This is a genomic window from Mycobacterium sp. SMC-14 (genome assembly GCF_046250075.1).
Taxonomy (GTDB): Bacteria; Actinomycetota; Actinomycetes; order Mycobacteriales; family Mycobacteriaceae; genus Mycobacterium.
Map to the genome: position 1 here is coordinate 4798404 of NZ_CP176429.1, position 25283 is coordinate 4823686.

Genomic DNA, 25283 nt, shown 5'->3' on the forward strand with positions numbered 1-25283 from the left:
GCCAGGGCATCGCTGCCCGGCCCGCCCCGGAAGGACCCTGGAGATGACGAACACCGCGCACCGTTGGCGACTCCTCTTCGGCTGCGCCGCTGTCATGGCGGCGGGCTTGGCCGGTATTCCCGCCGTGGCGGCCGATCCGCTGGTCCCGGCGCAGCCGAGCCCCTACAGCCCACCCGCCCAGCCGGCGGCGGCACCGGTGACCGGGCCGCTTGCGGCGGCGCCGCGTCCCGCGGCGCCGGCGCCCGCCCTCCCGGCTGCTCCGGCTGCCGTAGCACCGCCGGCGCCGCCGAGCGGTCTGGTCCCGGCGACCTCTGGCACCCTGCGCGAGTACTTCGCGGCCAAGAAGGTGCAGCTGGAGCCGCAGCAGCCCGCCGGGTTCAACGCGTTCAACATCACCCTGCCGATGCCGGCGGGCTGGTCCCACGTGCCCGACCCCAACGTCCCCGACGCGTTCGCCGTGATCGCCGACCGGCGCAGTGGATCGCTCTACACCCCCAATGCCCAGGTCGTGGTGTACCGGTTGAGCGGGCAGTTCGACCCGAAGGAAGCGATCACCCACGGGTTCGTCGACAGCCAGACGCTGATGGCCTGGCAGACCACCAACGCCTCCCTCGACGACTTCAACGGGTTCCCCTCCTCGAGCATCGAGGGGACCTATCGCGACGCCGACATGACGCTGAACACCTCGCGCCGTCACGTGATCGTGCCGACGGACGATGCGGCCTACCTGGTGTCCCTGACGGTGACCACCGGCGCCGGCCGGGCGATCGGCACCGCTCCGGCGACCGACGGGATCATCAACGGCTTCCGCGTCGAGCGGCCCGGTACCAACCCGCCGCCCCCCGCCCCCAGCGGTCCGGTGCAATCGGGCACGGTGCGGCACCAGGTGGGCACCGTTCCGCCATCTGATGCCCCCCACCCTCCGGTGGAATCGGGCACGATTCGCCACCAGGTGGGCACCACGGGCTGATCGCCGGGCTCGTATTGTGTAGCCCATGCTGATCATGGGTGTGTTGTGCCTGGTTGCGGCCGTGGTGTCGCTGGGGTTCGGGGTTCGGACCCTGGTGCGGCCCCTCACCGGTGACCCCGAGCAACTGGTATTGCGAGCCGTCGCACCCGCCCAGGTCGCGGTCGGGGTGATCCTGGGGGCGGGCGGTCTGCTGGTGCTGGCCGGCCCGTCGTCGATGGCACTGCTGGCGCTGATCATCTCGATCACCGGGGCGCTCGCCACCCTGGCCGCCGGGGCCTGGCAGGGCGCCCGTTACGCGGCTCGGCTGTCGGCATCGGCCACCGCGGCGGCCGATGCCGGCTGTTGCGGGTCCGGCGGTTGCTGCGGCGACAGCGCGCCCGTCGAAGAGACGGGTTGCGGAGCGGGCTGTGGCTGCTCCGAGAGCGCGCCGCCGGAGCCGGCCTCCGGGTGCGGCAGCGGCTGCGGCTGCGGCTAGGTCGCTCGAGCGGCGCTCGCCGCCGGCTCAGTTACGGCTGATGTCGATCGGATGGGTGGCCAACAGCGCGGTGGGCCAGGGCTGCCGTCGCAGGGCCCGCCCCCACAGGTCGACTCGCGGCGGGACCATCACATCCGACGGCAGGGCCGACAGCACGATCCAGTCGTCGCGCTCGATCTCTCCCTCGAGCTGGCCGATGGTCCAGCCGGCGTAGCCGGCGAAGATCCGCACGCCCTCCACATGCGGCGCGACGGTCTCCGGGTCCGCGTCGAGGTCGACCATCACCAGGCGGCCGTCGATGTGGCGGAGGCCGGGCACACCGTGGGGTTCGACGCCGACCCGCAACAGACCGACGCATAGAGCGGCGTCGCGTTTCACCGGGCCGCCGATGAACATGGTTTTGGGCTTGGCGGCCAGCTCCGACCACTGCGGCAGCACGTTGTAGACGGCGGTTTCACTGGGGCGGTTGAGCACCACGCCCAAGGTTCCACCGTCGTTGTGCTCGACCACGTAGATCACCGTGCGGCGGAAGGTGGGTTCGAGCAGATCGGTGTTGGCCAACAGCAGCGTGCCGGCCCGGACCCGATGCGCAGCGGGCGCGACATAGTCCTCGGGGTCTTCGGGTTGGGCCATTTTTCCATCATGGCACCCGCCGCCGTCATTCGTGTTGTGCTGTGCCGAACATCGGCCGACCCGCAATATTTGTAGGCTGGTTTGGGGCCGGCGCCGCGCCGCCGCCCGAGTCTGGAAGAGGTTCTGTGGTGGACAACCGCGCACCCGCATCACTGTGGCGGTCGGCGCGTGGCCTGCCGGAGTTCCGCCGCCTGCTGGAACTGCGCGCCGCCAGCCAATTCGGCGACGGTCTGTTCCAAGCCGGGTTGGCCGGAGCACTGCTGTTCAACCCGGACCGGGCCGCCTCCCCGTGGGCGATCGCGGGCGCCTTCGCCGTGCTGTTCCTGCCGTATTCGGTGCTGGGGCCGTTCGCCGGCGCCCTGCTGGACCGCTGGGACCGCCGCCAGGTGATGGTGGTGGCCAACATCGCCCGGCTGGTGCTGGTACTCGGGATCGCGGCGCTTCTGGCCGTCGGCGCCGGTGATCTGCCGGTGCTGTGCGCGGCCCTGATCGCCAACGGCTTCACCCGGTTCATCGCCTCCGGGCTGTCGGCGGCGCTGCCGCACGTGGTGCCGCGCGACCAGGTCGTGACGATGAACGCGCTGGCGATCGCGACCGGTGCGGTGGCTGCTTTTCTGGGCGCCAACTTCATGCTGCTGCCGCGCTGGCTGGTGGGCACCGACGATCGCGGTGCGGCGTCGATCATCGCCGCGGTGGCCCTGCCGGTCGCGGTCGCTCTGGTTCTCTCGGTGCGCTTCGAGGCCCATGTGCTCGGACCCGACGACACCAAGCGCGCAATTCACGGCTCGGTGCTCTATGCGGTGACGACGGGCTGGATGCACGGCATCCGCACGGTGCGCGACCGGCCCACCGTGGCCGCCACCCTGTGCGGACTGGCCGCGCACCGGATGGCTTTCGGCATCAACACCCTGCTGGTGCTGGTGCTGGTCCGGCACGTCGGCGAGCACACGGTGTCCGGCCTGGGAACCACGGCCTTGTTCGTCGCCTCAGCCGGCGCCGGGTCGTTTCTGGCCACGCTGCTGACCCCGCCGGCGGTGCACCGCTGGGGCCGCTACGCCACCACCAACGGTGCCCTGGCGGCGGCTGCGGTCATTCAGCTCGCCGCCGTCGGGCTGTACCTGCCGGTGCTGGTGTCGTGCGGTTTCCTGCTCGGAGTGGCCGGGCAGGTGGTCAAACTGTGCGCCGACACCGCGATGCAGATCGACGTCGACGACGCCCTGCGCGGACATGTTTTCGCGGTGCAGGATTCGCTGTTCTGGCTGTCGTTCATCCTCGCCGTGGCCGGGGCCGCGGCGCTGATTCCCCCCGATGGACAGGCTCCGTCGCTGATCGTGGCCGGCACCCTGCTGTATCTGGCCGGTTTGGCCGGGCACGCGTTCGTCGGGCGGCGCCGCGAACCGGTGGGCCTAAAGTACGAACATGGCCGAAACTGAATCGATTGTCGCCGACCTGAGTGCCGAAAGCGACGAACTCGACGCCCTGGTGGCCCCGCTTGTCGACAGTCAGTGGGGCACGCCCACACCGGCGGCCGGCTGGACGATCGCCCATCAGATCGGTCATCTGCTGTGGACCGACCGGGTGTCGTTGACCGCCATCACCGACGAGGCGGGTTTTGCCGCCGCCCTCACCGAAGCGATGAAGGATCCGGCCGGATTCGTAGACGCCGGCGCCGCCGACCTGGCCCAGCTGCCGCCGGCCGAACTGCTGGCGGACTGGCGCTCCACCCGCGCGAAGCTGCACGAGGCGCTGCTCGAAGTGGTCGACGGGCGCAAGCTGCCGTGGTTCGGCCCGCCGATGAGCGCCGCCTCGATGGCTACCGCACGGTTGATGGAGACCTGGGCGCACGGTCTGGACGTGGCCGACGCTCTCGGGGTGCGGCGACGCCCGACGGCGCGGTTGCGGTCGATCGCGCATCTGGGGGTGCGGACCCGGGATTTCGCCTTCAGCGTGCACAACCTGACGCCGCCGGCCGAACCGTTTCACGTGGAACTACACGCGCCCGAGGGCGGGGTGTGGGCATGGGGCCCGGTGAACGCTGACCAGCGGGTGACCGGCACCGCCGAGGACTTCTGCTTTCTGGTCACGCAACGGCGCGCGCTGGCTGACCTGGACGTCTCCGCCCACGGCGACGACGCGCAGCGCTGGTTGGAGATCGCCCAAGCCTTCGCGGGACCTCCCGGCTCCGGTCGATGAGCGCTTGCGCGAAGAGAGCCGGAGCCGAATCAGCCGAGCTCCGGTCGATGAGCGCTTGCGCGAAGAGAGCCGGAGCCGCATCAGCACCGCGGGGGCGCTGAGCGCGCTACAGCAACCCCACCAGCCCGTCCATGATCATCACGAACGAGTTCATCAGGGCTTGGAACATGTCCACGTTGGCACCGTCGATCACGAAGTATTGAGTCAGCGCCGAGCCGAGGTCGGGGTCGAGTTGAGCACTGGCGATCTCCTCCGGCGACAAGCCCAGGTACGCCAGGTGGTCGACGAACATGCCTAGGAAGTTCTGTCCGCCATCCCAATTGGCGAATCCGTCGCTTGACAGGCTGTAGACGTCGGTCGGGTACAGGTCGCTCGGGGTGGTGAGGCCCATCGCGTCATCGATATGAAGCCAGGTGAAGATCTGCGTAGCCATCGCCGTCACGCCGTCATGCCAGGACTCCGGAAACCAGCTGAGCAGCGTGTCCATGAACCCGCTCAAGAAACCGCCCTCCGCGGCACTGTCACCCACCAACACGAAATGCAGTGCATCCGTGGGTATCCCGTATGCGGCGAGCAGTAGCTGAGCCTGGCCTGCGGCGACCGACGCCTGGGAGTAGCCGAAAACGTACAGCGGGTCTGCGGCACTGAAATCGCCGGCGTCCCAGCGTTCCTCGATCGCGGCCGTCAGGATGCCGGTGGCACCGGCCAGGCTGGCGTTCAGGTCGTTGGTCTCCGGCACCTGCAGAAACGTCGCCGTCCCGTCTGGGGCGAATCCGCTCGGCACCAGGTAGAGCTCTTTGCTCAGGTCAAGCCAATCCTGGTTCATCGCCGGGATCATGACCAGGGCTTCTGCGGTCAGGCCGTACTCGAGGATCCGGTGCTCAGCACCGGCGGCCACGCCCGCGCCACCGACCGCCCCGATCACCGTCGGCGCGGCCACCAGCGGTGCCCCCAGGAGAGCACCGACCCGCATCTTCTTCATTAGTGCCTCCCCCCGTGGGGTGTCTTACCCGAGGCAAAGATGTCGCCGGGGTTCAGTATTTCCGGCTTCGCCGTTCTGCGATACCCCTAGATGCCCGGCAGTTCACAACACGGTGGCGCCGTCGGCGGCACCGTCACCATCGGCGTCGGTGAGCCTGACGTTCCACCGCCCGTCACCGTCGGTATCGACGTAGGCCGCCCCATAGCGACCCGCCTCACTGCCGATCAGCACCCGATCGGCCCGTCCGTCGCCGTCGGAGTCCAGCAGCCGGTCGTTGACACGCCCGTCGCCGTCGAAATCCACCAGCGGACCGCCGGTGTGCTCGACGTCGTCGAGTCCCAGCCAGCGCAGCCCGCCCGATCGATCCGCCGAGACCGCCACCGCGCCGTGCCCCCAGGTGCCGGAGCCGTCGTCGACGAAGGAGGCCTCCGGGGTGCCGTCGTCGTCGAGGTCCAGCAGGAGATGATCGGCGACCCCGTCCCCGTCAAGATCCACTAGCGCGTCGTCGCGGAGGCCGTCGCCGTCGAAATCGAGGCTGATGGCGTCGGCCAACCCGTCCCCGTCAAGATCCAAGTCCGCAGCGCCGGTCCACATCGTGGCCGCGCCCTCACCGTCGCCCAGGCAGTAGTCCATACCCTGCTCAGACGCGCAGCTGCCGCTATCGGTTCCCCTGGGTCTGCCACCACGACAGCAACTCGGCGGTCGCCTCCTCGCGAGTCAACGGCCCGCGCTCCAGGCGCAGCTCCTTGAGATAGCTCCACGCGCGGCCCACCTGCGGGCCGGCCGGGATGTCGAGCAGCGCCATGATCTCGTTGCCGTCCAGGTCCGGCCGCACCCGCTGTAGGTCTTCCTGCTCGGCCAGGACGGCGATCCGCTCTTCGAGCTGGTCGTAGCTGGCCTGCAGGCGCGCCGCGCGCCGCTTGTTGCGGGTGGTGCAATCCGCCCGGACCAGCTTGTGCAGCCGTCCCAACAGCGGTCCCGCATCGGTGACATAACGTCGCACCGCCGAGTCGGTCCACTTGCCGTCGCCGTAACCGTGGAAGCGCAGATGCAGGTAGACCAGCTGGGACACGTCGTCGATCATCTGCTTGGAGTAGCGCAGCGCACGCATCCGTTTCCGGGCCATCTTCGCGCCCACCACCTCGTGGTGGTGAAAACTGACTCCTCCGTCAGTTTCGTGCCGGCGGGTGGCCGGCTTGCCGATGTCGTGCAGCAACGCCGCCCAGCGCAGCACCAGATCGGGACCGCCTTCGGGTCCTCGGTCCTCGAGGTCGATCGCCTGGCGCAGCACGGTCAGCGAGTGCTGGTAGACGTCCTTGTGCTGGTGATGCTCGTCGATCGCCATCCGCATGCCGCCGACCTCGGGCAGCACCACATCGCCCATCCCGGTGGCCACCATCAGGTCCAGACCGGCCACCGGGTCGGCGCCCACCAACAACTTGTCCAATTCGGCGGCCACGCGTTCCACGGTGATGCGAGCGAGCTGCGGCGCCATGTCCTCGATCGCGGCCCGCACCCGTGGCGCCACGGTGAACCCGAGTTGAGAGACGAACCGCGCGGCGCGCAACATCCGGAGCGGGTCGTCGCCGAAGGAATCCTGCGGTGCGGTCGGGGTGTCGAGCACACGATCCCGCAGGGCCGCCAGGCCGCCGAGCGGGTCGAGGAACTCCCCCGGTCCGGCCGGGGTGATGCGGACCGCCATCGCATTGGCCGTGAAGTCACGGCGCACCAGGTCCTCGTCGAGCGAATCGCCGAAGCGCACCTCGGGATTGCGGGAGACCTGGTCATATTTGTCGGCCCGGAAGGTGGTGATCTCCACGCGTTGGCCACCCAGCGTTGCGCCCACGGTGCCGAAGTCGATGCCGGTGTCCCACATCGCCTCGATCCGCCCCCGCAGAATGCGCTGCACCTGTTCGGGGCGCGCATCGGTGGTGAAATCCAGATCCGGGCTCGGCCGGCCCAACAGCGCATCGCGGACCGATCCCCCGACCAGGTAGATCTCCTGGCCGGCTTCGGCGAACATCGCGCCGAGGCTGCGCAGCAACTCGGCGTGCCGGTTCAGCTCAACGGCCGCCGTGGTCAGCAGGTCGGCGTCGTCGCGATGGGCATCAGGCACGTTCGATGAGCTTAGCGGTGGTCGCGAGGACGGCGAAGCCGGGCGAAGCGGGCCACCGCCATCAACCCAGCGGTGGTCGCGAGGACGGCGAAGCCGGGCGAAGCGGGCCACCGCCATCAACCCAGCGGTGGTCGCGAGGACGGCGAAGCCGGGCAAGTCATCACCCGCCCGCTGCCGAGTATGCGATTTCGTAGGTTTTTCGCGGGCCGCGCCGAGGATTCCGCACACTCGGCGGACTGCACACAACGAAACCGGGCGGCGCGGGACACCGGCGAGGGAGGCAGGTCGGCCCAAGCGTGCCAGCTACTATCGCATGGGTGTCGGCCGACGGCGGAGAAGCCAATTCGGGACGGCGCCGCAGGCGGCGCCGTGGTCGACGCACGTCTGGTCCGAAAATCAACCACGCCGAATCCCCGGCCACCGATGCCAGCCCCATCCCGAGCGCGACGCCCAGTCGGGCGGCCCAGCGCCGGCCCCGCACCGCGCGGCACGGGCCGGAACGGTTGCGCACGGTGCACGAGACATCCGCGGGCGGACTTGTCGTCGACGGCATCGACGGTCCGCGGGAAGGACAGGTCGCGGCACTGATCGGGCGCGTCGACCGGCGCGGCAGGATGCTGTGGTCACTGCCCAAAGGACATATCGAAGTCGGTGAGACCGCCGAGCAGACCGCCATCCGCGAAGTCGCCGAAGAGACCGGCGTGCAGGGCAGCGTGCTGGCCGCCCTGGGCAGCATCGACTACTGGTTCGTCACCGACGGTCGCCGGGTGCACAAGACCGTGCACCACTACTTGCTGCGGTTCTCCAGCGGGGAGCTGTGCGACGACGACGTGGAGGTCGCCGAAGTGGCGTGGGTGCCCATCCGGGAGCTGCCGTCCCGCTTGGCCTACGCCGACGAACGACGCTTGGCGCTGGTCGCCGATGAATTGATCGACCGGCTGCAGGCCGACGGCCCGGCCGCCCTGCCGCCCCTTCCGGTGACCGCACCCTGGCGACGCCCGCAGACGCATTCCCGCGCCCGCCGTACTCGCACAGGCGAGAACTCGCCGGACCGGAAGAACGGTCGCAGGCTAGACCCGTGACCCGCACGCGACGAAGCGGTGAGGGTCACTCGCCGAGGCGGTTGGCGGCCCTCCCGGCGGTGATGGCCGCCCTCCTGATGACCCTCGGCACAGCGCTCGGCGGCGCCGCCCCGCACGCTCCCGCCGGCGAACCCGACGTGGCTCCGTTCGTCCAGATCCGGATCGACCGCGTCACCCCGGAGGTTGTCACCACCTCCAGCGCCCCCCTGGTCACCGTCGCCGGCACGGTGAGCAATGTCGGGGACCGGCCGGTCCGCGATGTGATGGTGCGCCTCGAGCAGGCCGGCGCCGTCGCCTCCTCGGCCGGGTTGCGCACCAACCTGCGCGGGGCCAACGACCAGTACCGCCCGGTGGGCACGTTCAGCACCGTGGCGACCGAACTGCAGCGCGGTCAGGAAGCCCGCTTCACGCTGTCGGCGCCGCTGCGCTCGGCGAGCGAACCGGCCTTGAACGTCGACCACCCCGGCATCTATCCGGTACTGGTCAACGTCAACGGGACGCCCGACTACGGCGAGCCGACCCGGCTCGACGACGCCCGCTTCCTGCTCCCGGTGACCGGGCTGCCCAAGCCCGACGCGGACTCCGACCTGTCCGCCGGCGCCGTCGCCCCCGACATCTCCCAGCCGGTGCGGCTCACCATGTTCTGGCCGCTGGCCGATCGGCCCCGGCTGACCCCCGGGGCGCCCGGCGGCACCCTGCCGGTTCAGCTCACCGACGATGACCTGGCGACATCGCTGGCCCCCGGCGGGCGCCTCGATGCGCTGCTGTCCGCCGCCGAATTCGCCACCAGTCCCGCAGTCGACGCAAACGGCGTGGTCAACCAAGCACTGTGTCTGGCCGTCGACCCCGACCTGGTCGTCACCGTCAACGCGATGACCAGCGGGTACGTCGTCGCCGACTCCCCGGACAGCGCCACTTCGCATCCGGGCACCGGCCGCGACGCCGCCCGGACCTGGCTGGAACGGCTGCGCCGGTTGGCGCACCACACCTGTGTCACGGCAACCCCCTACGCACAGGCCGACCTGGACGCGCTGGCGCGGGTGGGCGACGCACGGCTCGACGAGATCGCGGTACACAAGCCCGCCGACATCGTCGACCGCATCCTCGAGGTGACCTCGACCCGTGGTGCGGTCCTGCTCGGCGACGGCCGGCTCACGGCCGGCGCCGCGGACCTGATCGGTGCGCAGGGCGACACGGTGGTGATCACCGCCGGCGACTGCGCGGCCCAGGACACCGCGGCCGGCGCGTCCGCCACCGCCGACCTCACCCCGCGGCGGCTGTCCCCACAGCTGGTGGCCGTGCCCTACGACCCCGCCGTCGGTGCCGCGCTGGCAGCGATGGGCACCGATCCGGTCGCACCCAGCTACCAGGACGGCTCGCTGGCCGTCCGGCTTCGTCACGACTCGGCGTTGGCCCGGCGCCAGGACGCCCTGGGCTCCATGCTGTGGCGCGGACTGGAATCCCCGGAGAATCCGGGCGCGCTACGCGACGAGATTCTGATGCCGCCGGCGTACTGGAAGCCCCGCGCCGACGACGCCCAGGCCGTGCTGACCACCTTGGCCACCGCGCTGCGGTCCGGACTGGCCGTGGCCCGGCCGCTGACCGCGGTGATCGCCGAATCGCGTGCCGTCACAGCCCTGCCCGAACATCCGCTACCGCCCCAACAACCGGCCGGCGGCTTCAGCCCCGACGTCATCGGCGCGGTGGCCAACGACATCGGTCGGCTGTCGGGTCTGACCTCGGCGCTGACCACCGACGCCCGCACCGGCCTGACCGGCGAGGCGTACACGGCGCCACTGGCCGAGGGCATGCTGCGCGCGCTGACCCAGTCCGAGCCGGTCGACGTCCGCAACGGCCTGGCGGCGCAGCGGCTGGCGATCATCGGCAACACCGTCACCGACCTGATCGGCGCGGTCACCATCGTCAACCCCGCCGACTCTTACACGCTGGCCACCGAGCACAGCCCGTTGCCGCTGGCGTTGCGCAACGATCTGGCGGTACCGATCCGAGTACGGCTGCATGTCGAGGCCCCACCCGGAATGACGGTGACCGATGTCGGGGAACTGGAACTGCCGCCGGGGTATCTGCCGCTGCGGGTTCCGGTCGAGGTGCGCGTCAACCAGCACTTCGTCGTCGACGCGGCGCTGCAAACTCCCGACGGTCTGCCGCTGGGTGAGTCCGTGCGGTTGTCGGTGCATTCCAACGCCTACGGCATGGTGCTGTTCCTGATCACCATGACCGCCGCCGCGGCGCTGACGGTGCTGACCGGGCGTCGGCTCTGGCACCGTTTCCGCGGCCAACCCGACCGCGCCGACTTGCCCGCGCCCCCCTCCAACCCAGGCGGAGACCGATGAGCACGCCGGCGCAGCAACCCGCACGCGCCGAGCTGACCGACGCCGCGGTGGTGTCGCGCTCCTGGGGAATGGCCTTGGCCACGCTGGTCAGTCGGATCACCGGGTTCATCCGGGTGGTGCTGTTGGCAGCAATTCTGGGCGCGGCGCTCTCGAGCGCCTTCTCGGTGGCCAACCAGCTGCCGAATCAGATCGCCGCCCTGGTGCTGGAGGCGACGTTCACCGCGATCTTCGTGCCGGTGCTGGCCCGCGCCGAACGCGACGACGCCGACGGCGGTGCCGCGTTCGTACGACGGCTGGTCACGCTGGCCACCGCGCTGCTGCTGGCCACCACGGTGATGTCGGTGGCGGCGGCACCGCTGCTGGTGCGGTTGATGCTGGGCGGCGACCCCCAGGTCAACGAGCCACTGACCATCGCCTTCGCCTATCTGCTGCTACCGCAGGTTATCTGCTACGGGTTGTCCTCGGTGTTCATGGCAATCCTGAACACCCGCAACATCTTCGGGGCACCGGCTTGGGCACCGGTGGTCAACAACGTCGTCGCGATCGCCGCCCTGGGGGCCTACCTGCTGGTACCGGGGGAACTGTCGGTCGACCCGGTGCGGATGGGCAACGCCAAGCTGCTGGTACTCGGCCTGGGCACCACGGCGGGTGTCGTCGCTCAGGCCGCGGTTCTGCTGGTGGCGATCCGCCGCGAGCGGATCAGCCTGCGTCCGCTGTGGGGAATCGACGACCGGCTCAAGCGTTTCGGCACGATGGCCTCGGCGATGGTGCTCTACGTCTTGATCAGCCAGGTCGGCCTGGTGGTGACCAATCAGATCGCCAGCACCGCTGCCGCGTCCGGCCCGGCGATCTACTACTACGCCTGGCTGCTGCTGCAGCTGCCGTTCGGCATGATCGGCGTAACGGTGCTGACCGTGGTGATGCCCCGGTTGAGCCGCAACGCCGCCGCCGGCGACGACCCCGCGGTGCTGGCCGACCTGTCGCTGGCCACCCGGCTGATGATGATCACCCTTATTCCGATCGTGTCGCTGATGACCGTCGGCGGTCCGGCGATCGGCAGCGCGCTGTTCGCCTACGGCAACTTCGGCAACGTGGACGCGGGCTACCTCGGCGCCGCGGTCGCCATGTCGGCCTTCACGTTGATCCCGTACGCCATGGTGCTGCTGCAGCTGCGGGTCTTCTACGCCCGGGAACAACCGTGGACTCCCATCGCCATCATCGTGGTGATCACCGCGGTGAAGATCGTCGCGTCGGTGGCGGCCCCGCACCTGACCGACAACCCGGATCTGGTGGCCGCCTATCTCGGCCTGGCCAACGGTCTGGGCTTTCTTGCCGGGGCAGTCCTCGGGCACGTGCTGCTGCGGCGCTCCCTGCGCCCGGTCAGTGGGCATCTGGTGGGGCCGGACGTGATCCGCACCGTGCTGGTGACGCTGACGGCGTCGCTGCTGGCCGGGCTGGTCGCCGAGGTGCTGGATCGAGTGCTGGGCCTACGGATGCTGACCGACCACGGCGCGGCGGGATCGATGTTGCGTCTGCTGGTCATGGCGCTGGTGATGTTGCCGATCATCGGCGCGGTCATGGTCCGCGCGCAGGTGCCCGAGGCCGTTGCCGCCCTGGCCGCGGTGCGCCGAAGAATAGGTGCCCGAGGAGCCTCAATCAGCATGCCCAACCCGCCTTCTCCCGATCTCGCCGTCCCGTACGCTGAGCACAACCGTTTGCCCACAACCGGCGGGGACGTGCCCAACGATCCCGTCGCGCATACGCCGCCGGAGCACATCGCCGGTGGCCGGACACCGAAAGGCGCGGAGGTGGCCGACATTCCTTCCGAGGGCGCCGGGTCTGCGGCCGCGTCGCGGACCGTTGCTCCGCAGCAGTCTCAGCGGGCCGCCGAGGCCCCCGAGTCAGCCGGCAATGACAGCTTGCTGACACCCGGCCTGAGCATCGCCGGCGGCCGCTACCGGCTGCTGGTACGCCACGGCGGCACTGCGGTGCTGCAGTTCTGGCAGGCACTGGACACCGCGCTGGATCGACAGGTCGCGCTGACTTTCGTCGACCCGAATCAGACCATGGCCGATGACCAGCTCACCGGCGTCCTGTCGCGCACCCAGCGGCTCAGCCAGATCAACCTGCCCGGTATCGCCCGCGTGCTTGACGTGGTGCGCGTCGGTGCGGGCGGGCTGGTGGTCTCCGAATGGGTGCGCGGCGCCTCGCTGCAGGAGGTGGCCGGCACGTCGCCATCACCGATCGGCGCCGCGCGGGCGATCCGGTCGCTGGCCACCGCGGCCGAGTCCGCCCACCACAGCGGCGTGGCCCTGTCGATCGACCACCCGGCCCGGGTGCGGGTCAGCATCGACGGCGACGTCACGCTGGCCTTCCCCGCCACGCTGCCCGACACCAAGCCCGAGGACGACATCCGCGGGATCGGTGCCACCCTGTATGCACTGCTGGTCAACCGGTGGCCGCTGACCGATGCCGGGGCCGACGGCGGACTGGAACCGGCGGATCGGGACGATGCCGGCAACCCGGTCAAGCCCGACTCGATCAACCCTGACATCCCGTTCCAGATCTCGGCGGCAGCCAGCCACGCGATCCAGCCCGACGGCGGGATCCGCGGCGCGTCGACGCTGTCGAACCTGCTGCAGCAGGCGACCGCCCTGCACGAGCAGACCGAGCTGTTGGGCACGGTCGGCGAGGAGCAGCCCGCGCCTCGTCCGGCACCCACACCACCGGACGACGAGACGCGGGCCGAGCGACGCCGCCGGGTGCTGATCGGCCTGGGCATTGGCGGGGCCGTCATCCTGGTCGCGCTGCTGGTGTTGGCCTCGGTGCTCAACCGGATCTTCGGTGACGTCAACGGGTTGGACAAGACTGAACTGGGCTTGAGCAGTCCGTCAGCGTCGTCGCAGCCAGGCACGACCGGGCCCAGTGGCATCGTCAAGCCCGTCCAGGTGACGGTCTTCTCCCCCGGTGGTGAAGCAGACCGGCCCCAGGACGCCGGTCTGGCGATCGACGGGAATCCGGCCACCGCCTGGTCGACGGACACCTACTCCGATCCGGTGCCCTTCCCGAATTTCAAGAACGGCGTCGGGCTGATGCTGCAACTGCCCAAGCCCACGGTGATCGGCACCGTCACGCTCAACGTGTCCAGTACCGGCACTCGAGTGGAGCTGCGGTCCGCCCCGACCCCGAAGCCGTCGCGTCTGGAAGACACCACCTTGCTGGCGCCCGCAAAGGCGCTGCAGCCCGGCTCCAACAAGATCACCGCCGACTCGTCGTCTCCGACGTCGAACCTGCTGGTGTGGATCTCCACGATGGGCAACACCGGTGGCGAAAGCCGCACCCAGATCTCTGAGATCACCGTGCAGGGAGCCTCCTCCTAAGCGGGTCGCCGATACCGCCCAGCCCGCCTGTGCACAGCTCGTTTGGGTGAAGTGCCGACGACGCCACCGCTGGTTACTGTCCGCCCATGGGGCACCGGGACCGCAGCGACGCCGAACTGCTGGCCGCGCATGTCGCCGGTGACCGCTACGCGTTCGGCGAGCTCTACAGCCGCCACCACCGCCGGCTTCGCCGGCTGGCGCGGCTCACCACCGGCTGTCCGCAAGACGCCGAGGACGCGCTGCAGGAGGCGATGTTGTCGGCGCATCGGGCGGCGGGATCGTTTCGCCACAACGCCGCCGTCGGCAGCTGGTTGCATCGGATCGTGATCAACGCCTGCCTGGATCGCCTGCGCCGCAACAAGGTTGCTCACACCGAGCTGCTCGTCACGCACCCCGTCGTCGGTGATCGCACCGCTGAGATCGAGACCGCACTGGAGGTGGGCGCCGCGTTACGCCGGCTGCCGGTCGAGCAGCGCGCAGCGGTGGTCGCCGTCGACATGCAGGGATATTCGGTGGCCGACGCCGCCCACGCGTTCGGCGTGGCCCCGGGCACCGTCAAGAGTCGTTGCGCCCGCGGCCGTGCCCGGTTGGCCGTACTGCTCGGACGATCCCTGCACCCCGGGCCCGGCGCTGCGGTCCGGCCGGCCCGTGCCGGATAGCCTTGGCGCCGGAGGGCGGGTTACCAGAGCGAGCGGAAGCGGCGGCATGCCAATTGATGCGGGCGACGAACAATCCCGGGCCCCCTGCGGTCCACCGGCGCACTCGAGCAGGCCGCTACCCCGGTTGAATCGGATCGCCGCCTGGGCCGGCGGTGCGGCCGCGGTGATCGCGATCGGGGTCGGCACGACCGCGTTGATCCGGTTCCCCGGCGACACTCCCAGCGGCCCCCGTTCGTTGGACGCCATAACGGTGGCGTCCGCGCCGACGGCGGTGCTGCCGCTGTCCGAACCAGAGCTCCTCGAGCTGCTGGACCGACGCCCCGAATACGGCCCACTGGCCGATCCGGCACGCCGGACCGGTTGCCTGGCCGGGCTGGGCTACCCGGCCTCGACGCGCGTGCTCGGGGCCCGTGAGATCACGATCAACGGTCACCCCGGGGTCGTTCTGCTGCTGCCGGGCACGCCAGAGGGCACAATCAGCGCCTTGGCGGTGGCTCCACACTGCAGTTCCGCAGACACCGGACTGCTGGCCGACACGACCATCCGGCGGCCCTAGACCCGTCCGTCGAGGTTCGGGAACAATCGCCGCCTACGCTGACGTTGCTAGCCCCAGTAACCAGATCCCCGCGGAAAGGCCCTCGATGTCTGAGACACCATCCACCTACGATGTGATCATCATCGGCTCCGGCCCGGCCGGGTATACCGCCGCGATCTACGCCGCGCGGGCACAACTGGCCCCGCTGGTCTTCGAGGGAACCGCCTTCGGCGGTGCGCTGATGACCACCACCGAGGTGGAGAACTTCCCCGGCTTCCGCAACGGGATCATGGGCCCGGAGCTGATGGACGAGATGCGCGAGCAGGCGCTGCGCTTCGGCGCTGACCTGCGCATGGAGGACGTCGAATCGGTGGATCTGGACGGACCGGTCAAGACCGTGGTCACCGCCGACGGCGAGACGCACCGCGCCCGAGCGGTCATCTTGGCCATGGGCGCTGCGGCCCGCTACCTGAACATCCCCGGTGAGCAGGAACTGCTCGGCCGCGGGGTGAGTTCGTGTGCGACCTGCGACGGATTCTTCTTCCGCGACCAGGACATCGCCGTGATCGGCGGCGGCGACTCCGCGATGGAGGAGGCCACCTTCTTGACCCGCTTCGCCCGCAGCGTGACCCTGGTGCACCGCCGCGAAGAGTTCCGGGCCTCGAAGATCATGCTCAACCGGGCCCGCGAGAACGACAAGATCCGGTTCCTCACCAACAGCGTCCCGGTGGCCGTGGAGGGTGAGGCGACCGTGACCGGGCTGCGGGTGCGCGACACCGCGACCGGCGAGGAGACCACCCTGCCGGTGACCGGGGTGTTCGTCGCGATCGGCCACGACCCCCGCTCGGCGCTGGTACGTGGAGCCGTCGACCTGGACCCGGACGGCTACGTGCTGGTCCAGCAGCCGGGCTCCCGAACCTCCCTGGAGGGGGTGTTCGCGGCCGGCGACCTGGTGGACCGCACCTACCGGCAGGCGATCACCGCCGCCGGGACCGGCTGTGCGGCCGCCATCGACGCCGAACGCTGGCTGGCAGAATCCGAAGACGCGGCCGATACCGCCGACGCCCACGAAACCGGTACCGAAACCTTGATGGGAGCACCTCGATGACCGACCACGCCACGGTGAACGTCTCCGACGCCACTTTCGCCGCCGATGTCCTGGCCAGCAGCAAGCCCGTACTGGTGGACTTCTGGGCGACCTGGTGCGGCCCCTGCAAGATGGTGGCCCCGGTGCTGGAGGAGATCGCCGCGGAGCAGGCTGACCAGCTCACCGTCGCCAAGCTCGACGTGGACGCCAACCCGGACACCGCGCGGGATTTCAACGTGGTCTCCATCCCCACCCTGATCCTGTTCAAGGACGGTCAGCCGGTGAAGCGGATCGTGGGCGCCAAGGGCAAAGCGGCCCTGCTGCGCGAGCTCGCCGACGCCACCTAGCGATTCCGGGCACCGTCCGACGCGCTTGTGAGCCTCGGCTCTTAGGTGCCGTTTGTTGCCTTGCCGTTTTCGAAAATTGGCCGGGGATCTGAGACAATTCTGGCTAATCTGCTGGCAACCACCAGCGACGGTCCATTGCCAACAGCGACAACCGGAGGGGCTCAGTAATGTCGGGTCGGCATCGCGGCACCGAGCAGGGCCTGCGTCGTGGCGACCGCAGCGGTGCCGTGGTGGAGATCCGGGCAGCGTTGGCCGCCCTTGGGCTGGTGGACAGCCCCGATGCGGACCTGAGCACCGGCAAACACGTGGCATTGGATGTCTTCGACGACGCCCTGGACCAGGCGGTGCGTGCCTTCCAGCAGCAGCGTGGGCTGCTCGTCGACGGCGTGATCGGCGAGGCCACCTACCGTGCGCTCAAGGAGGCGTCCTACCGCCTGGGCGCCCGCATTCTCAACCATCAGTTCGGGGCGCCGATGTACGGCGACGACGTCGCCACGCTGCAGGCGCGTCTGCAGGATCTGGGCTTCTATACCGGTCTGGTCGACGGCTACTTCGGCATCCAGACACACAACGCGCTGATGTCTTATCAGCGCGAGTACGGCTTGTACGCCGACGGTATCTGCGGGCCGGAAACGTTGCGCTCCTTGAACTTCCTAGCCTCGCGGGTGTCCGGCGGCTCTCCCCACGCGATCCGCGAGGAGGAGCTGGTGCGGCGGTCCGGACCTCGGCTGTCCGGCAAGCGGATCGTCATCGATCCGGGCCGTGGTGGTCGTGACCACGGGCTGATCACCCAGACCCCCTCGGGTCCGATCAGTGAAGCAGATATCTTGTGGGACTTGGCAAGTCGTTTGGAAGGCCGGATGACGGCCATCGGGATGGACACCTTCCTGTCCCGTCCAAGCGGCCGCAATCCGTCGGACGCCGAGCGCGCCGCGACCGCCAACGCCGTGGGCGCCGACCTTATGATCAGCTTGCGCTGCGCCACCCACGGCAGCCCGGCGGCCAACGGTGTGGCGTCATTCCACTTCGGCAACTCGCATGGTTCGGTGTCCACCATTGGCCGCAATCTTGCGGACTTCATCCAGCGAGAGATCGTGGCCCGCACCGGATTACAGGACTGCCGGGCACATGGCCGGACCTGGGACCTGCTGCGCCTGACCCGCATGCCCACGGTCGAGGTCGACGTCGGTTACATCACCAGCCCACGTGATCGCGGGATGCTGGCCTCTCCGGCAACCCGCGATGCCATCGCCGAGGGCATGCTCGCCGCGGTCAAGCGGCTCTATCTACTCGGCAAGAACGACCGGCCGACCGGAACCTTCACCTTCGCCGAACTGCTGGCCCACGAGCTGTCGGTCGAGCGGACCGGTCAGCTCGGCGGTTCCTGACCCCCGGCGCGGTTCCTGACCCCCGGCGGTTCAGCGAGATTCAACGCAGGAGAGCCCCAGCTGGGACCGCCGCATTGACCCGGTCGCCGAGCCGGACACCGCGGGGGCGCCCGCACCGATCGGTTGCTCCAACCGTGAGCTCTCCAGCAAGCGCTCCAGCGCAGCCTCGACTTCTGCCTTCCACCCCAGGCCCTTGTCGAGTTCCAGTCGCAGCCGCGGGAAGTACAGGTGCGGCGCCACCACGGTGAACCCGACGTCGGTCAGGAAGTCCGCCGCGATGATGCAGTGCTCCACCGAGCAGTCACCGACCGCCTCCAACACCGGCGCGACGTCGGGCGGCACGGTGTCGGCATCCAGCAGTTCGGAGACCGCGGACGTACGGCCGAAGGCCTCCAGGGCACGGACCCCGCGCCGCATCAACTCCTCTACTACCCGGGAGATCAGTTCCCGGGGCAGGCCGTCTGCCATCGGAGCCGGATCGACACCGATCGAAGTCAGTAGCACGGCGTCGGCTGAAACCGGCCCGGTGGGAAATCGGTGCGCTCGCGGTACCGCACGCGGTGGCGCATACAGCACGTAGCCGAGGCACGGCGGATCCCCGATCCCGCGTGCGGCGGACGACGGCGTGGCGACCTGACCGCAGGTCCCCCACTCCAACATCACCATCGAGAGCCAGGCTTCCTTCTCGAACTCAGGGTCCGAGAGGTGATCGTCGCTACCGAGGGTGGCCGGGTCCACCTCCCAGAAGACACAGCGGCGCGCGTGCTTGGGAAGCTGCTCGAAACCCTCGAGCTTCAGGGGTGCGATTCGGACAGACACTGGACTCCCGGTCTCAACCCGTGCTGCTGCCGACGGCAGCCCCTTAAGGATAGGAGGGTCGAGCCGCCGGATGCCACCCGCGGCGTCATTCGGTGGGTCGGCCCCTTGAAATTTCGAAAGCTGCTGTTAATCAACATGTTTCAGTTCCGCCACCGGCCCGGGGTCACCGTAGCGTCACAGTGACGTAACGGCCGTGTGGCCCTGGACCTGGGCTTACAACGCCTCAGGAAGTCTTGGAGTCCATCATCGCCACGATCCGCTGCAAATCGTCGACGGATCCGAATTCGACCACGATCTTGCCCTTGCGCTTACCGAGACTGACCGTCACACGAGTGTCGAAGGTCGTCGACAACCGCTCCGCGACGTCCTGCAGTCCGGGCATCTGGATGGGCTTGCGCCGCGGAGCGACCGGTGTCGAGGCACCACCCCGGTTGGCCAAAGTGACCGCTTCCTCGGTGGCCCGTACCGACAGACCCTCGGCCACGATCCGCGCGGCAAGCTCCTCTTGGGCCTCGGATCCGGCCTCCAGGGAGAGCAGCGCCCGGGCATGGCCTGCCGACAAGACGCCGGCGGCGACCCTGCGCTGCACGGCGATAGGCAGACGCAGCAGCCGGATCATGTTGGTCACCAAGGGGCGGGAACGACCGATGCGGGTGGCCAGTTCGTCGTGGGTCACCCCGAACTCGTCCAGCAATTGCTGATAGGCGGCCGCCTCTTCCAACGGGTTCAGCTGTACCCGGTGGATGTTCTCCAGCAGCGCGTCGCGCAACAGGTTGTCGTCCTCGGTCTCCCGGACGATCGCTGGGATGGTCTCCAGACCGGCTTGCTGGGAAGCCCGCCAACGCCGCTCCCCCATGACCAACTGGTAGCGCGACGAGCCGGGCACGGCCCGGACCACGATGGGCTGCATCAGCCCGAATTCCCGGATCGAATGCACCAGCTCGGCCAGTGCCTCGTCGTCGAAAACCTGCCGGGGCTGGCGTGGGTTGGGCTCGATGTCCGCCGGCCGGATCTCGCGGTACACCGCGCCCACGTCGGGCGTGGCCGCCGGCACTGTGCCGCCCAAGCCGCCTAGGACTACATCGGCAGCGGCAGCGCCCATGCGCGGGCCCAGGTCGGCGCTGCGGTCGCCCTGGGCCTCATTGCCCTCACCGGGACCCGTCGGGATGAGCGAGGCCAGGCCGCGGCCCAAGCCGCCTTTCTTACGCGACGGTCCGGTCATCGGTGGCGCTCCTGTTCTTCTCCGGGTCGTCGTACATCGGCGGTCACGGTTGTCCGCCGCCGTCGGCCAGGTCGCGCTCGACGAGCTCCCGACTGGCGTCCAGGTAACTCATCGCCCCGCGCGAGCCGGGGTCGTAATCGATGATCGTCATGCTGTAGCCCGGCGCTTCCGACACCTTGACGCTGCGCGGGATCACCGTGCGCAGCACCCGGTCGCCGAAGTAGCGGCGCACCTCGTCGGCGACTTGGTCCGCGAGCTTGGTGCGCCCGTCATACATCGTCAGCAGCACGGTGGTCACTTCCAGCCGCGGGTTGAGGTGCGCCTTGACCATCTCGATATTGCGCATCAACTGGGACACGCCTTCCAGTGCGTAGTACTCGCACTGGATCGGGATCAGCACCTCCGGTGCGGCGACCAACGCGTTGACGGTCAGGAGGCCCAACGACGGCGGGCAGTCGATGAAGACGTAGTCGAAGTCGAAGCTGTCCAGATCGGTCAGGGCGTTCCGCAGTCGGTTCTCCCGCGCCACCATGCTCACCAACTCGATCTCGGCGCCGGCCAGATCAATGGTGGCCGGGATGCAGTACAGCCGCTCGTTGTGGGGGCTCTGCTGGAGCGCCTCGGTCACCGGAATGGCCCCGATCAAAACTTCGTAGGACGACGGCGTCCCCGATTTGCGGTCTGCGATACCCAACGCGGTGCTCGCGTTGCCCTGCGGATCGAGATCGATCACCAGGGTCTTGATCCCCTGCACGGCGAGGGCCGCGGCCAGGTTGACCGCCGTCGTGGTCTTGCCGACGCCGCCCTTCTGATTGGCCACGGTGAACACGCGCCGACGCTTCGGGCGGGGCAGTCGGTTATTGGTGTGCAGCACTTGCATCGCGCGTTCGGCCGCCGCTCCGATCGGGGTGTCGACAAAATCTGGCGATGTTTCACGTGAAACCGGCCCGGGCGATGTTTCACGTGAAACCACCTCCGCGGAACCGCCACGCTTGGCGGCCGCCGGCCGGGGCGTGACGCTGGGGGGGACTGCTCTGCTCATGCCTGCCTCCTGCTCGACCGTCGCGCCTGGCTGCCCGCCATCCGACCGCGTGGGCGCCTCGCTTGAGGCTCTGCCCGCAGTGCCAGCACCACGGTCGCGGGCGGGGTTAAATAGTTCACGCCACATCTCACCACCCTTACGTCCTTGGCGCCTAGTCTCGCCATCGCGCCCCGGTGCTCTTCGACCTCGGCCTGTGCCCGCTCCCCCTTCATCGCCAGCATCCGCCCGCCCGTCCGTAGTAGCGGCAGGCTCCACCGGCCGATCTTGTCCAGGCTCGCGACCGCTCGCGACATCACGACATCGCAGTCCCCCGCCGCCTCGCGCACCGCTGGATCCTCGGCCCGCCCCCGCACCACTTGCACGTTATCGAGACCGAGCTCGGCGACCGCTTCACGCAGGAACTCGCTGCGTCGAAGGAGTGGCTCCACGAGAATCATGGGAACGTCCGGCCGCACAATCGCCACCGGTATCCCCGGTAGGCCGGCGCCGCTTCCGATGTCTGCCGCTCGCTCCGCAGGCTCCAGCAGTTCGCCGACCGCCGCGCAGTTGAGCAGGTGGCGGTCCCAAAGCCGTTCGACTTCCCGGGGACCGATCAGCCCGCGCTCTACGCCGGCACCCGCCAGCAGAGCCGCGTAATGCTGGGCGACAGAAAGCCGGTCGCCGAATACTTCCGCCGCCTCAGGGGGTGGCTCGGGTGCCGGTGTTCCCTCGACATGTTTCACGTGAAACATTCCTCCGGCTTCCCGGGGTCGGACCGCAGACAGGGAATCACATGGCTGTGATTCCCTGTCGCTGGGTCTCGTCAGTCCCGCCGAACCACTACTCGACGCGACGGCTCGACACCCTGACTCTCGCTGTGCACACCGGCTACGGCGGCCACCGCATCGTGGACGATCTTACGTTCGAACGGGCTCATCGGGGCCAGTTCCTCGTCGGAACCGCTCTCCAAGACTCGCCGGGCCACCTCGTCGCCCAGGGCGGTCAAGTCGTCGCGACGCTGACGGCGCCAACCGGCGATGTCGAGCATCAACCGGCTGCGCTCACCGGTCTTCTGATGCACCGCCAACCGGGTCAGCTCCTGCAGCGCGTCGAGCACCTCGCCCTTGCGGCCGACCAACTTGGTCAGGTCTGAACCGCCGTCGATACTGACCACCGCGCGACGACCTTCGACATCCAGGTCGATGTCCCCGTCGAAGTCCAGCAGGTCGAGCAACTCTTCCAAGTAGTCGCCGGCGATCTCACCTTCGGCAACCAGTCGATCTTCCAGGTCGACCCCGGGGGCGGCTTGGCCCTCCTGGGTCTCCCCCTCGGAATCCACAGCCTCGCGCTCCGTGGTGTCCGAATCGGTCGTGTCAGTCATGTCGTCTCCCTCCGTGCCCGGCGGCTCACGCGCCGGTTGGCTTGTCGCGGCCCGTCACCGCTTGCGTTTCTTCGGCTTCGCCCCGGCACCGGGGCGTCCGCCGCGTGCAGCGGGCCGGCCGGTGTTCCGCTTGGCGCCCTCAGAGCTCCCGGTCTCGCCGGCCTGCGCCTCGGTCGTGCTCGACTCCTCCGCGGCAGCCTCGGCGTCGAACGCGGCCTCCGTGGTCGCCGCCCGACCGGCCCGCTTCGGCTTAGCCCCGGGGGCCGGGGCGTTGGCGGCGCGGCGGCGCAGCGCTTCGTCCTTCTTCGCTTCTTCCTCTTTGGCGATCAGACCGAACACGTAGTGCTGCTGGGCGAACGTCCAGATGTTGTTGGAGAACCAGTACAGGATGATCGCCAGCGGCAGGAACGGCCCACCGACCACGACGCCGAGCGGGAAGACGTAGAGCGCCAGCTTGTTCATCATCGCGGTCTGCGGGTTCGCCGCGGCTTCGGGACTCTGCCGCGCTACCGACGCCCGGCTGTTGAAGTACGTCGCGATACCGGCCGCGATCATAATCGGCACCCCGACCGCGATAACGGAGACCCGGTTGAACTCGGTGAAGGCATCCAACCCGGTCCGTTGGATCATCGTCGCGCCCAGCGGGGCACCGAACAGGTTCGCGTCCAGGAAGTTGCCCACGTCGGCGGCGCTGAAGAAGTAGTTGCCCAGCTGACGGTTCAGATCCGGCGACAGTCCCAGCTGGCCGATCCCGGTACTGGTCCGGTTGAACGACCGCAGCACATGGAACAGGCCCAGGAAGACCGGGACCTGAGCGAGCATCGGCAGACATCCCAGGATGGGGTTGAAGCCGTGCTCACGCTGCAGCTTCTGCATCTCCAGCGCCATCTTCTGGCGGTCCTTGCCGTACTTCTTCTGCAACGCCTTGATCTGCGGCTGCAGCTCCTGCATTTGGCGGGTTGTCCGGATCTGCTTGACGAACGGCTTGTAGAGCAGTGCCCGCAACGTGAACACCAGGAAGACCACCGACAGGGCCCAGGTGAAGAAGCTCGCCGGTCCCAGTAGAAGGCCAAAAGCCTTGTACCACAACCACATAATGCCCGACACCGGGTAGTACACGTAGTCCAGGCTGCCCGGATCAAAGGACACGGTATTCACCCTCCGCTCGATTGTCGCGCTTGTTCAGGGCGTCTCCGGTCGAGCAGCCGCACTCGGCAGCTCCCTGGGACCGTTCGGGAATGGGGTCCCATCCGCCTTCATGCCACGGCCCACACTTCGCCAGCCGTACCGCGGCCAACCAGCTGCCCCGAATCAATCCGTATTCGGTCAATGCGTCCACCGCGTATTGGCTGCAGGTCGGCATGAAGCGACAGCTGGGCAGGCGCAGTGGAGAGATCAGATGCCGGTACAGCTCGATGACGAATATCAATCCGCGCACTGGCGCGACCGCGATTCCGTGCATCAGCGCACCGCCCCCGCTGCTCGGCGGATCGACCGCAAGCCCGCACGCAACTGGATGCCGAGCACATCCGAAGTCGCACCCTTACTGCCAGGCAGTGCCCGAATCACCAGGTGCTCTTGAGGTTCCAGGTCCGCCAACACCTCACGGACTACATGGCGCAGTCGGCGAGCCACCCGATGCCGGTCAACCGCAGACCCGACCGACTTGGCAATGATCAGACCTACGCGCGGCGTCAGTGCCGTCACGGAATCACCCGCCGACTCCTCGGACACGTCCGTCCGTCGGTCGCATATGACTCGGTCGTACAAGATGACGTCCGGCTGCACTGCCCTTCGGCCATGCTTGACCGTTGCACCGAAGTCGGCCGATCGTCTCATCCGGTACTGAGCCGGGAGCACCGCCGAGCTGCCTGTGCTCAGGCGGTCAGCGAACGCCGGCCCTTGCTACGCCGGGCGGTGACGATGGCACGACCGGCGCGGGTACGCATCCGCAGCCGGAACCCGTGCACACGGGCCCGACGACGGTTGTTGGGCTGGAAGGTCCGCTTGCCCTTGGCCACGGCACACTCTCCTTATTGCATCTTGCGTCGCGTAAGCCCGACACACCGGAAGCCCGTTGTGCCTGCCGCACGCGACGCACTCGGTAAGCTCGGTGAACTTCTGCGTCTTGCTCGTAACCGGCGCGGGCTCCGGCCAAAGGCCGGTCGCTGCCGTATCGCCAGCGTTCGGGCGACTGTTCGAGGGTACTGACGCAGGTTCGCCGGGTCAAACCCCGGCGTCATCACCGTCCGGTGCTCGACTCGCCCCCCTCTGAAACTGGCCCACTATTCACACTGGTCACACCCGTATCGGTCGGTCTCAAGACGCTCGTTATCTTTCGATTCATCTCGGCGAAATGAGTAGTCGTCCGCCCAGAAACCTGTTAACTTGCTTGCCAGCGCCGTTTCGGAACCGGAGCGGTTCTCGACCACGAACCGAAGATCACGAAGCGGCTGGCGCTTCAGATATTGCGTCTTTTGTCTGGAGTAACCGTTGCTGAGCAACCGGCCTAGAGGGCCTCACCGCGGAATGCGCACCTCATCCACACCTGTGGATAACTGTGTGGATAGCATGTCCGGGTACGGCATCCATGCACCACGGTGCCAGTCCAGACGGCGTCGAACCAGGGGGATGGGGCT

General features: G+C 68.8%; 25 protein-coding genes. 12 read left to right on the forward strand and 13 right to left on the reverse strand.

The genetic code is table 11. The annotated features are described in order from the left end of the window. Positions 1-43: 43 nt before the first annotated feature. Together ACKY0W_RS22165 and ACKY0W_RS22170 are read left to right on the forward strand one after the other, a co-directional pair. Positions 44-970, forward strand: a complete 927-nt coding sequence (locus ACKY0W_RS22165) for an LpqN/LpqT family lipoprotein (RefSeq protein WP_409435845.1) — start codon at positions 44-46, stop codon at positions 968-970. Between the two features lie 25 nt (positions 971-995). Beyond that, the gene (locus ACKY0W_RS22170; RefSeq protein WP_409435846.1) at positions 996-1445 is read left to right on the forward strand and encodes a hypothetical protein; all 450 of its coding nucleotides are present in this window, start codon (positions 996-998) and stop codon (positions 1443-1445) included. Positions 1446-1472: 27 nt separating this feature from the next. On the opposite strand, the gene ACKY0W_RS22175 is transcribed toward ACKY0W_RS22170, so the two are convergent. Continuing rightward, on the reverse strand, positions 1473-2078 hold the full coding sequence (locus tag ACKY0W_RS22175; RefSeq protein ID WP_409435847.1) for a YqgE/AlgH family protein: 606 nt from the start codon (positions 2076-2078) through the stop codon (positions 1473-1475). A 128-nt stretch (positions 2079-2206) separates the two neighbouring features. Between ACKY0W_RS22175 and ACKY0W_RS22180 the strand changes: the two genes are divergently transcribed. Both ACKY0W_RS22180 and ACKY0W_RS22185 read left to right on the forward strand, forming a co-directional pair. After that, the gene (locus ACKY0W_RS22180) at positions 2207-3511 is read left to right on the forward strand and encodes an MFS transporter (RefSeq protein WP_409435848.1); all 1305 of its coding nucleotides are present in this window, start codon (positions 2207-2209) and stop codon (positions 3509-3511) included. After that, positions 3498-4271: a TIGR03084 family metal-binding protein gene (locus tag ACKY0W_RS22185; RefSeq protein ID WP_409435849.1), complete on the forward strand. Its 774-nt coding sequence runs from the start codon at positions 3498-3500 to the stop codon at positions 4269-4271. Before ACKY0W_RS22180 ends, ACKY0W_RS22185 begins: the two co-directional genes overlap by 14 nt. 106 nt (positions 4272-4377) lie before the next feature. On the opposite strand, the gene ACKY0W_RS22190 is transcribed toward ACKY0W_RS22185, so the two are convergent. The 3 genes from ACKY0W_RS22190 to ACKY0W_RS22200 all read right to left on the reverse strand — a co-directional run bounded on the left by ACKY0W_RS22190 (position 4378) and on the right by ACKY0W_RS22200 (position 7369). Next, a complete protein-coding gene (locus ACKY0W_RS22190) occupies positions 4378-5253 on the reverse strand; it encodes a PE-PPE domain-containing protein (protein WP_409435850.1) in 876 nt (291 codons plus the stop codon). A 102-nt stretch (positions 5254-5355) separates the two neighbouring features. Beyond that, the gene (locus ACKY0W_RS22195) at positions 5356-5886 is read right to left on the reverse strand and encodes a pullulanase (protein WP_409435851.1); all 531 of its coding nucleotides are present in this window, start codon (positions 5884-5886) and stop codon (positions 5356-5358) included. A gap of 25 nt (positions 5887-5911) precedes the next feature. After that, positions 5912-7369, reverse strand: coding sequence for a CCA tRNA nucleotidyltransferase (locus tag ACKY0W_RS22200; protein WP_409435852.1), 1458 nt, complete (start codon positions 7367-7369; stop codon positions 5912-5914). 317 nt (positions 7370-7686) lie between these two features. Between ACKY0W_RS22200 and ACKY0W_RS22205 the strand changes: the two genes are divergently transcribed. The 8 genes from ACKY0W_RS22205 (at position 7687) to ACKY0W_RS22240 (ending at position 18201) form a co-directional block, all read left to right on the forward strand. Next, on the forward strand, positions 7687-8451 hold the full coding sequence (locus tag ACKY0W_RS22205; RefSeq protein WP_409435853.1) for an NUDIX hydrolase: 765 nt from the start codon (positions 7687-7689) through the stop codon (positions 8449-8451). 62 nt (positions 8452-8513) lie between these two features. Then, a complete protein-coding gene (locus ACKY0W_RS22210; RefSeq protein ID WP_409437894.1) occupies positions 8514-10805 on the forward strand; it encodes a hypothetical protein in 2292 nt (763 codons plus the stop codon). Continuing rightward, entirely contained in the window at positions 10802-14185 is a 3384-nt protein-coding gene (gene murJ, locus ACKY0W_RS22215) for a murein biosynthesis integral membrane protein MurJ (protein WP_409435854.1), read from the forward strand. The genes ACKY0W_RS22210 and murJ overlap by 4 nt, the downstream gene beginning before the upstream one ends. Positions 14186-14271: 86 nt before the next feature. Then, positions 14272-14844 carry an RNA polymerase sigma factor SigM gene (gene sigM, locus ACKY0W_RS22220; RefSeq protein ID WP_409435855.1) on the forward strand — a complete coding sequence of 191 codons (573 nt, stop codon included), beginning with the start codon at positions 14272-14274 and terminating at the stop codon, positions 14842-14844. Between the two features lie 124 nt (positions 14845-14968). Continuing rightward, positions 14969-15400 carry a hypothetical protein gene (locus tag ACKY0W_RS22225; RefSeq protein WP_409435856.1) on the forward strand — a complete coding sequence of 144 codons (432 nt, stop codon included), beginning with the start codon at positions 14969-14971 and terminating at the stop codon, positions 15398-15400. A gap of 85 nt (positions 15401-15485) precedes the next feature. After that, positions 15486-16487, forward strand: coding sequence for a thioredoxin-disulfide reductase (trxB, locus tag ACKY0W_RS22230; RefSeq protein ID WP_409435857.1), 1002 nt, complete (start codon positions 15486-15488; stop codon positions 16485-16487). Beyond that, positions 16484-16813: a thioredoxin gene (gene trxA, locus ACKY0W_RS22235; protein ID WP_308485036.1), complete on the forward strand. Its 330-nt coding sequence runs from the start codon at positions 16484-16486 to the stop codon at positions 16811-16813. The genes trxB and trxA overlap by 4 nt, the downstream gene beginning before the upstream one ends. Before the next feature lie 167 nt (positions 16814-16980). Continuing rightward, positions 16981-18201, forward strand: a complete 1221-nt coding sequence (locus ACKY0W_RS22240; RefSeq protein ID WP_409435858.1) for an N-acetylmuramoyl-L-alanine amidase — start codon at positions 16981-16983, stop codon at positions 18199-18201. A 30-nt stretch (positions 18202-18231) separates the two neighbouring features. Here the strand turns inward: ACKY0W_RS22240 and ACKY0W_RS22245 are convergent, their stop codons facing one another. From ACKY0W_RS22245 to rpmH, 9 genes are all read right to left on the reverse strand, one after another. Continuing rightward, positions 18232-19020: an acetyltransferase gene (locus tag ACKY0W_RS22245; protein WP_409435859.1), complete on the reverse strand. Its 789-nt coding sequence runs from the start codon at positions 19018-19020 to the stop codon at positions 18232-18234. Positions 19021-19243: 223 nt separating this feature from the next. Further along, positions 19244-20242, reverse strand: coding sequence for a ParB/RepB/Spo0J family partition protein (locus ACKY0W_RS22250; RefSeq protein ID WP_409435860.1), 999 nt, complete (start codon positions 20240-20242; stop codon positions 19244-19246). A gap of 43 nt (positions 20243-20285) precedes the next feature. Continuing rightward, on the reverse strand, positions 20286-21284 hold the full coding sequence (locus ACKY0W_RS22255; protein ID WP_409435861.1) for a ParA family protein: 999 nt from the start codon (positions 21282-21284) through the stop codon (positions 20286-20288). Beyond that, positions 21281-22006, reverse strand: a complete 726-nt coding sequence (gene rsmG, locus ACKY0W_RS22260; RefSeq protein WP_409435862.1) for a 16S rRNA (guanine(527)-N(7))-methyltransferase RsmG — start codon at positions 22004-22006, stop codon at positions 21281-21283. Before rsmG ends, ACKY0W_RS22255 begins: the two co-directional genes overlap by 4 nt. Before the next feature lie 80 nt (positions 22007-22086). Next, positions 22087-22644, reverse strand: coding sequence for a protein jag (locus ACKY0W_RS22265; RefSeq protein WP_409435863.1), 558 nt, complete (start codon positions 22642-22644; stop codon positions 22087-22089). Positions 22645-22698: 54 nt separating this feature from the next. Then, positions 22699-23739: a membrane protein insertase YidC gene (gene yidC, locus ACKY0W_RS22270; RefSeq protein WP_409437895.1), complete on the reverse strand. Its 1041-nt coding sequence runs from the start codon at positions 23737-23739 to the stop codon at positions 22699-22701. A 43-nt stretch (positions 23740-23782) separates the two neighbouring features. Further along, a complete protein-coding gene (yidD, locus tag ACKY0W_RS22275; RefSeq protein ID WP_409435864.1) occupies positions 23783-24106 on the reverse strand; it encodes a membrane protein insertion efficiency factor YidD in 324 nt (107 codons plus the stop codon). Further along, positions 24106-24504 carry a ribonuclease P protein component gene (gene rnpA / locus ACKY0W_RS22280; RefSeq protein WP_409435865.1) on the reverse strand — a complete coding sequence of 133 codons (399 nt, stop codon included), beginning with the start codon at positions 24502-24504 and terminating at the stop codon, positions 24106-24108. Before rnpA ends, yidD begins: the two co-directional genes overlap by 1 nt. 17 nt (positions 24505-24521) lie before the next feature. Beyond that, positions 24522-24665 carry a 50S ribosomal protein L34 gene (gene rpmH, locus ACKY0W_RS22285; RefSeq protein WP_024442093.1) on the reverse strand — a complete coding sequence of 48 codons (144 nt, stop codon included), beginning with the start codon at positions 24663-24665 and terminating at the stop codon, positions 24522-24524. Between the last annotated feature and the right edge of the window lie 618 nt (positions 24666-25283).

Excerpts from the sequence above, each read along its gene's own strand:
- ACKY0W_RS22190 (WP_409435850.1), bottom strand. The coding sequence starts at position 5,253 with ATGAAGAAGATGCGGGTCGGTGCTCTCCTGGGGGCACCGCTGGTGGCC.
- murJ (WP_409435854.1), top strand. The coding sequence starts at position 10,802 with ATGAGCACGCCGGCGCAGCAACCCGCACGCGCCGAGCTGACCGACGCC.
- yidD (WP_409435864.1), bottom strand. The coding sequence starts at position 24,106 with ATGCACGGAATCGCGGTCGCGCCAGTGCGCGGATTGATATTCGTCATC.
- ACKY0W_RS22185 (WP_409435849.1), top strand. The coding sequence starts at position 3,498 with ATGGCCGAAACTGAATCGATTGTCGCCGACCTGAGTGCCGAAAGCGAC.
- yidC (WP_409437895.1), bottom strand. The coding sequence starts at position 23,739 with ATGTGGTTGTGGTACAAGGCTTTTGGCCTTCTACTGGGACCGGCGAGC.
- trxA (WP_308485036.1), top strand. The coding sequence starts at position 16,484 with ATGACCGACCACGCCACGGTGAACGTCTCCGACGCCACTTTCGCCGCC.
- ACKY0W_RS22175 (WP_409435847.1), bottom strand. The coding sequence starts at position 2,078 with ATGGCCCAACCCGAAGACCCCGAGGACTATGTCGCGCCCGCTGCGCAT.
- ACKY0W_RS22165 (WP_409435845.1), top strand. The coding sequence starts at position 44 with ATGACGAACACCGCGCACCGTTGGCGACTCCTCTTCGGCTGCGCCGCT.
- ACKY0W_RS22170 (WP_409435846.1), top strand. The coding sequence starts at position 996 with ATGCTGATCATGGGTGTGTTGTGCCTGGTTGCGGCCGTGGTGTCGCTG.
- sigM (WP_409435855.1), top strand. The coding sequence starts at position 14,272 with ATGGGGCACCGGGACCGCAGCGACGCCGAACTGCTGGCCGCGCATGTC.
- ACKY0W_RS22265 (WP_409435863.1), bottom strand. The coding sequence starts at position 22,644 with ATGACTGACACGACCGATTCGGACACCACGGAGCGCGAGGCTGTGGAT.
- ACKY0W_RS22255 (WP_409435861.1), bottom strand. The coding sequence starts at position 21,284 with ATGAGCAGAGCAGTCCCCCCCAGCGTCACGCCCCGGCCGGCGGCCGCC.
- ACKY0W_RS22195 (WP_409435851.1), bottom strand. The coding sequence starts at position 5,886 with ATGGACTACTGCCTGGGCGACGGTGAGGGCGCGGCCACGATGTGGACC.
- ACKY0W_RS22210 (WP_409437894.1), top strand. The coding sequence starts at position 8,514 with ATGGCCGCCCTCCTGATGACCCTCGGCACAGCGCTCGGCGGCGCCGCC.
- trxB (WP_409435857.1), top strand. The coding sequence starts at position 15,486 with ATGTCTGAGACACCATCCACCTACGATGTGATCATCATCGGCTCCGGC.
- ACKY0W_RS22250 (WP_409435860.1), bottom strand. The coding sequence starts at position 20,242 with ATGACCGGACCGTCGCGTAAGAAAGGCGGCTTGGGCCGCGGCCTGGCC.
- ACKY0W_RS22240 (WP_409435858.1), top strand. The coding sequence starts at position 16,981 with ATGTCGGGTCGGCATCGCGGCACCGAGCAGGGCCTGCGTCGTGGCGAC.